At 48.8% G+C, this 4689-nt stretch carries 4 protein-coding genes; all 4 read right to left on the bottom strand.

Annotated features, from left to right (window positions below; translation table 11 throughout):
* Nucleotides 1–46: 46 nt before the first annotated feature.
* Entirely contained in the window at nt 47–964 is a 918-nt protein-coding gene (locus tag INT22_RS09880) for a LysR substrate-binding domain-containing protein (protein ID WP_089038403.1), read from the bottom strand.
* Between the two features lie 52 nt (nt 965–1016).
* A complete protein-coding gene (cls, locus tag INT22_RS09875) occupies nt 1017–2435 on the bottom strand; it encodes a cardiolipin synthase (RefSeq protein ID WP_193060382.1) in 1419 nt (472 codons plus the stop codon).
* 107 nt (nt 2436–2542) lie between these two features.
* Nucleotides 2543–4048, bottom strand: a complete 1506-nt coding sequence (locus INT22_RS09870; RefSeq protein WP_193060381.1) for a fumarate hydratase — start codon at nt 4046–4048, stop codon at nt 2543–2545.
* 176 nt (nt 4049–4224) lie between these two features.
* On the bottom strand, nt 4225–4689 hold a 465-nt coding region (locus INT22_RS09865; RefSeq protein WP_319022060.1), incomplete at its 5' end, for a zinc finger domain-containing protein.

Below are 4689 nucleotides of genomic sequence, written 5' to 3'. Positions count from 1 at the left end.
TAGGCACATTTTAAAATCTAAGGCTTTTTTCTAGTCGCTCTGCAGGCTAAGCCTGCAGAAAATCGCGTGGCAATTTCATCATTTGACGCCAGAGACGCTCAACGCCGGGTTTATGGACTAATGAACAACGGTAAAGTCTAATTTCTAGAGGGATATCCCAATTTTCATCGCCAGCTCTTACTAATTTGCCGGTTTTGAGCTCTTCACGAATGCAAAAATCAGGAATCCAAGCAACCCCCACTCCTTGAAGCACCATGCCTTTTAATCCTTCCGCCATGGCCGTTTCATAAACCGTGCGCAGCTTCAGTCGTAATGGGTCGTTTTTAAGCAGCATGCGTACACTTCGCCCCAGAAAAGCACCCTGCGTATAGGCTAAATAGGGAATTGAGCTGTCATTTTGAATCGAGAAAAGCGGCTTGCCGTCTTCATCTGGGAGTGAAACCGGCAACATTTTTACTTGGCCGATCGAGAAAGAAGGAAAGACTTCTGCGTCCAGCTGCATAGTGGCAAAGGGGTCATAATATGCCAGCATCAGATCACAGTTACCTTCGCGCAGAACATGGATAGCCTCCCCAACGTTCATGGCGACCAATCGTGTAGGCAGTTCACCCAAGCCTTTTTGTAAACGAGAAATCCAAGGTGGGAAAAAGCTTAATGCCAGCGAGTGTGCCGCGACGATATCAAGCGCTTCATTCGCAATAGAAACTCCCCGGAGATGGCTTAATGACTCGTTCAATTGCTCCACTAGGTTGCGTGCGGTGATCAAAAACAATTGGCCCTCTGAGGTCAGGCCAATCGGTGTTGTCGAACGATCTACTAAGATGACCCCTACCGCTTGCTCTAGCGCACGAATACGGCGACTGAATGCAGGCTGAGTAACATGGCGCTGCCTTGCAGATGCCGAAAAACTTCGTGTATTGGCTAATGCAACGAAATCCTCGAGCCATTTTGTTTCTAAATTCACCCAAAACTCCTTTTGCCTAATCGTTGTTAGCGGCGTGCAGGGTTATTATTGATTACTGAATAGGTGCAGTTAAATATGCCGCACGAGAAACTACTTTCTTCCACATTGGGCGCTGGCTAATTTCGTCAATTGTAACGCGTCGGCACTGAGCAAAATCTTGCTCTAACATGGCATGTACTTTACTAGCAAATGCGGCACTGGGTATGAAAGCCGTTATTTCAAAGTTGAGCCTAAAAGATCGATTATCCAGGTTTATTGTGCCGACAGTTGCTGCGTTGCTGTCAATAAGCATGACCTTTTGGTGTAAAAAACCAGGAAGATAACGGTATATTTTTACACCTGCTCTTAACATATCAGGCAGAAATGAAAATGCAGATAGAAACACCAATAAATGATCGGGGCGCTCGGGAATCATAACCCGTACATCTACGCCCCGCATTGCTGCTAACCTAAGCGCATCCTGTACTCCTTGATCTGGCACGAAGTACGGGCTGGTTACCCAGAGCCTTTCATTAGCACTATGAATTAACTGTTGGATTAAAAGGCTAGCCGTGTCCTGTTTATCGGCCGGGCCGGAGGGCACGATAACCACATGATGATCATCTTGCGGATGACTCTCGGCATGCCAGTTTAAGGTAATGACTTCCCCTGTTGCCCAGTGCCAATCTTCCCAAAAAGCTTCCTGTAAACCCAGCACACACGGGCCACCAAGCGCTAAATGGGTATCACGCCAGGGGCCATGCCGTGGATTTTGCCCAAGGTATTCTACACCAACATTAAAACCACCTACCCAGCCCTGCTTACCATCTACGACGGCTATTTTACGATGGTTGCGAAAATTAAGCTGAAAGCGATGTTTGAAGCCACGAGAAGAACGAAATGCTTTTACTTCGATGCCTTCTTTGATCATCTCATTTAAAAAGCCATCGTTTAGTTTCCGGCTACCCACTTCATCGTATAGAAAATAAACACGCACACCCCGCTGTGCAGCTTTAATCAAATGATGCTGCAATCGCTTGCCTAAAGTATCGTTACGTACAATGAAAAACTGCAGCAGAAGATAGTCTTTTGCCTGATCAATACCCTCAAAAAGGCTTGTGAAAGTGGCTTCACCATCGATCAACAAGTCGGCACTATTACCTTTAGTCAACGGCATCATTGCCAGCTGCTCCACTGCCTGAATATCAGTGCTAGTCGGCGATGAAAGGTGCGGCTTAATGTTATGGCGATAACGTACCAACACTCGACGTAATACGTTATCTCGTTCCCCTCTTGCTGTTACATAGCCATAGAAACGCGGGCGTCCGAAAAACCAATACGCAGGCAGCGCAACATATGGAAACGTTAATAGTGAAATAATCCAAGCAATAGCCCCCTGGGATGTTCTGCTCGACATAAGCGCCATAACTGCTGACACGATACCCAATAGGTGTATCAACATAATGCTGGTCCCTAGCAACCATGAGGTCATTGCCTGTTCCTCGCTATCAAGTGAGCTGTTGATCAGATTATTGCACTGCTAATGCACAAAAGCCCCGCGAGAGACGGGGCTTATTGTCACTGACTGCCATCAGTATGCTACGCCTTTTGAGCGATGATCTCCTTCCATTTGGCCGGTCCTGTCTGGTGGACAGATGTTCCTAGGCTATCGACAGCGACCGTGACCGGCATATCTTCAACTTCAAATTCGTAGATGGCTTCCATTCCTAGATCTTCAAAACCAACAACCCGTGACTTCTTAATTGCCTGGGCAACAAGGTAGGCAGAGCCGCCAACAGCCATCAAATAAACCGCCTGGTTATCGCGAATAGCATCAATGGCGACCTGACCACGTTCCGCTTTACCAACCATGCCAAGCAAGCCGGTCTCTTCAAGCATGGTGCGGGTGAATTTGTCCATTCGAGTCGCGGTGGTCGGACCCGCGGGGCCAACGACTTCGTCACCTACCGGATCAACAGGACCCACGTAGTAAATAAAGCGGCCTTTCATATCAACTGGTAATGGCTCGCCTTTGGCAATCATGTCCACCATGCGCTTATGCGCCGCGTCACGGCCGGTTAATAGCTTACCGTTTAACAGCAGCGTATCACCCGGCTGCCACGTTTTGACTTCTTCGGGAGTGACGCTATCCAGGTTAACGCGCTTGACGTTATCGCCTGCTTCGCGGGTGATTTCTGGCCAGTCTTCAAGCTTAGGAGCAGGAAGCGCCACGGGGCCACTGCCATCAAGCGTGAAATGCGCGTGACGCGTGGCTGCACAGTTGGGAATGATTGCCACAGGCTTATTGGCCGCATGGGTTGGATAGTCTTTAACTTTAATATCCAGCACCGTGGTTAACCCACCTAAGCCTTGAGCACCAATACCGCTCTTATTCACTTTATCGAACAGTTCCAGACGCAACTCTTCAGCGCGGTTGCTAGGCCCACGGGCCTGCAGCTCTTGAATATCGATAGGGTCGAGTAGCGCTTCTTTGGCAATCATCATCGCCTTTTCAGCGGTACCACCGATACCAATTCCCAACATACCCGGTGGACACCAGCCTGCACCCATTTTAGGTAACTGCTCCATCACCCAGTCCACAACACTATCGGATGGGTTTAGCATCGCAAACTTAGATTTAGCTTCGCTACCACCGCCCTTCGCGGCGACGTGGATATCGACCTTATCGCCAGGCACAAGCGAATGGTGAATAATCGCGGGGGTATTGTCTTTGGTATTGGCTCGCTTACCGTCGGGATCAGCAAGAACAGAAGCACGCAGCACGTTATCAGGCAACTGATACGCGCGGCGCACACCTTCGTTAATCATGTCATCGAGGCTTAGCTCGGCGTCCCAGGTGACGTTCATACCCACGTGAACGAACACCGTCACAATGCCCGTATCCTGGCAAATTGGACGATGTCCCGTAGCACACATTCTTGAGTTAATTAAGATTTGTGCAATCGCGTCTTTCGCCGCGGGGTTCTCTTCACGCTCGTAAGCGGCTGACATTGCATCAATGAAATCTTTAGGATGGTAGTAAGAGATGTACTGTAGAGCATCGGCAACGCTCTGAATGACGTCGTCCTGGCGAATCACGGTCATGGACAAACAGCTCCTCGGTTATCGTCTTGGCTGCGGCCTTTTTAATGGCCGTCTAGATGTACCGGTAGTATACCGTATTGGTCTTATATGCGGCAGCCACAACCACGGCTAACCTACATCTGATAACTAGGGCATTGGTCTGATTTTCATCAGCGCATACAAGATAACGGTATAAATTATGGAGATTGGCACGTTGGGCATAAATATAAACGGCGAGAGCCAACCATTATGCGTTCGATTACTGAGCCGCAGCGGTGGCAGGAAAGGCCAGCCCGTTCAAACACACTAAAGCGCCATTGTCGGCGTGGCTCACCGGAGGCAATGGCTTGTTTAATCCATGCCTCACGATTAGTAACACCCGCCTCCAAATACGCCTGACGCGTCGTTTCCACAACCATAGTGGCGAGCAGGTCTAACTGATTTTCAGTTAAGTCACATGGGCGCTTCTTAGGGTGAACGTTAGATAAAAAAAGAATTTCAGAGCGCAAGTAATTTCCTAACCCAGCGACAAACCCTTGATCAAGTAACAATGCACCCAGGCTTCTGCGCATAAACGCTGGATCAGTCAGGCGTTGTTTCACATCATCAGGTGATACGTTTTGACTTAATAAATCAGGCCCCAAGCGAGACAAGAAAGGGTG

Source organism: Halomonas sp. 3D7M, from assembly GCF_014897885.1.
Lineage (GTDB): Bacteria > Pseudomonadota > Gammaproteobacteria > Pseudomonadales > Halomonadaceae > Vreelandella.
Note: the sequence above shows the minus strand (reverse complement) of the source record. Positions and strands in the feature narration are given on the sequence as shown.

Coding starts and splice junctions, on each gene's coding strand:
- INT22_RS09870 (WP_193060381.1), bottom strand. CDS start 4,048: ATGACCGTGATTCGCCAGGACGACGTCATTCAGAGCGTTGCCGATGCT.
- cls (WP_193060382.1), bottom strand. CDS start 2,435: ATGACCTCATGGTTGCTAGGGACCAGCATTATGTTGATACACCTATTG.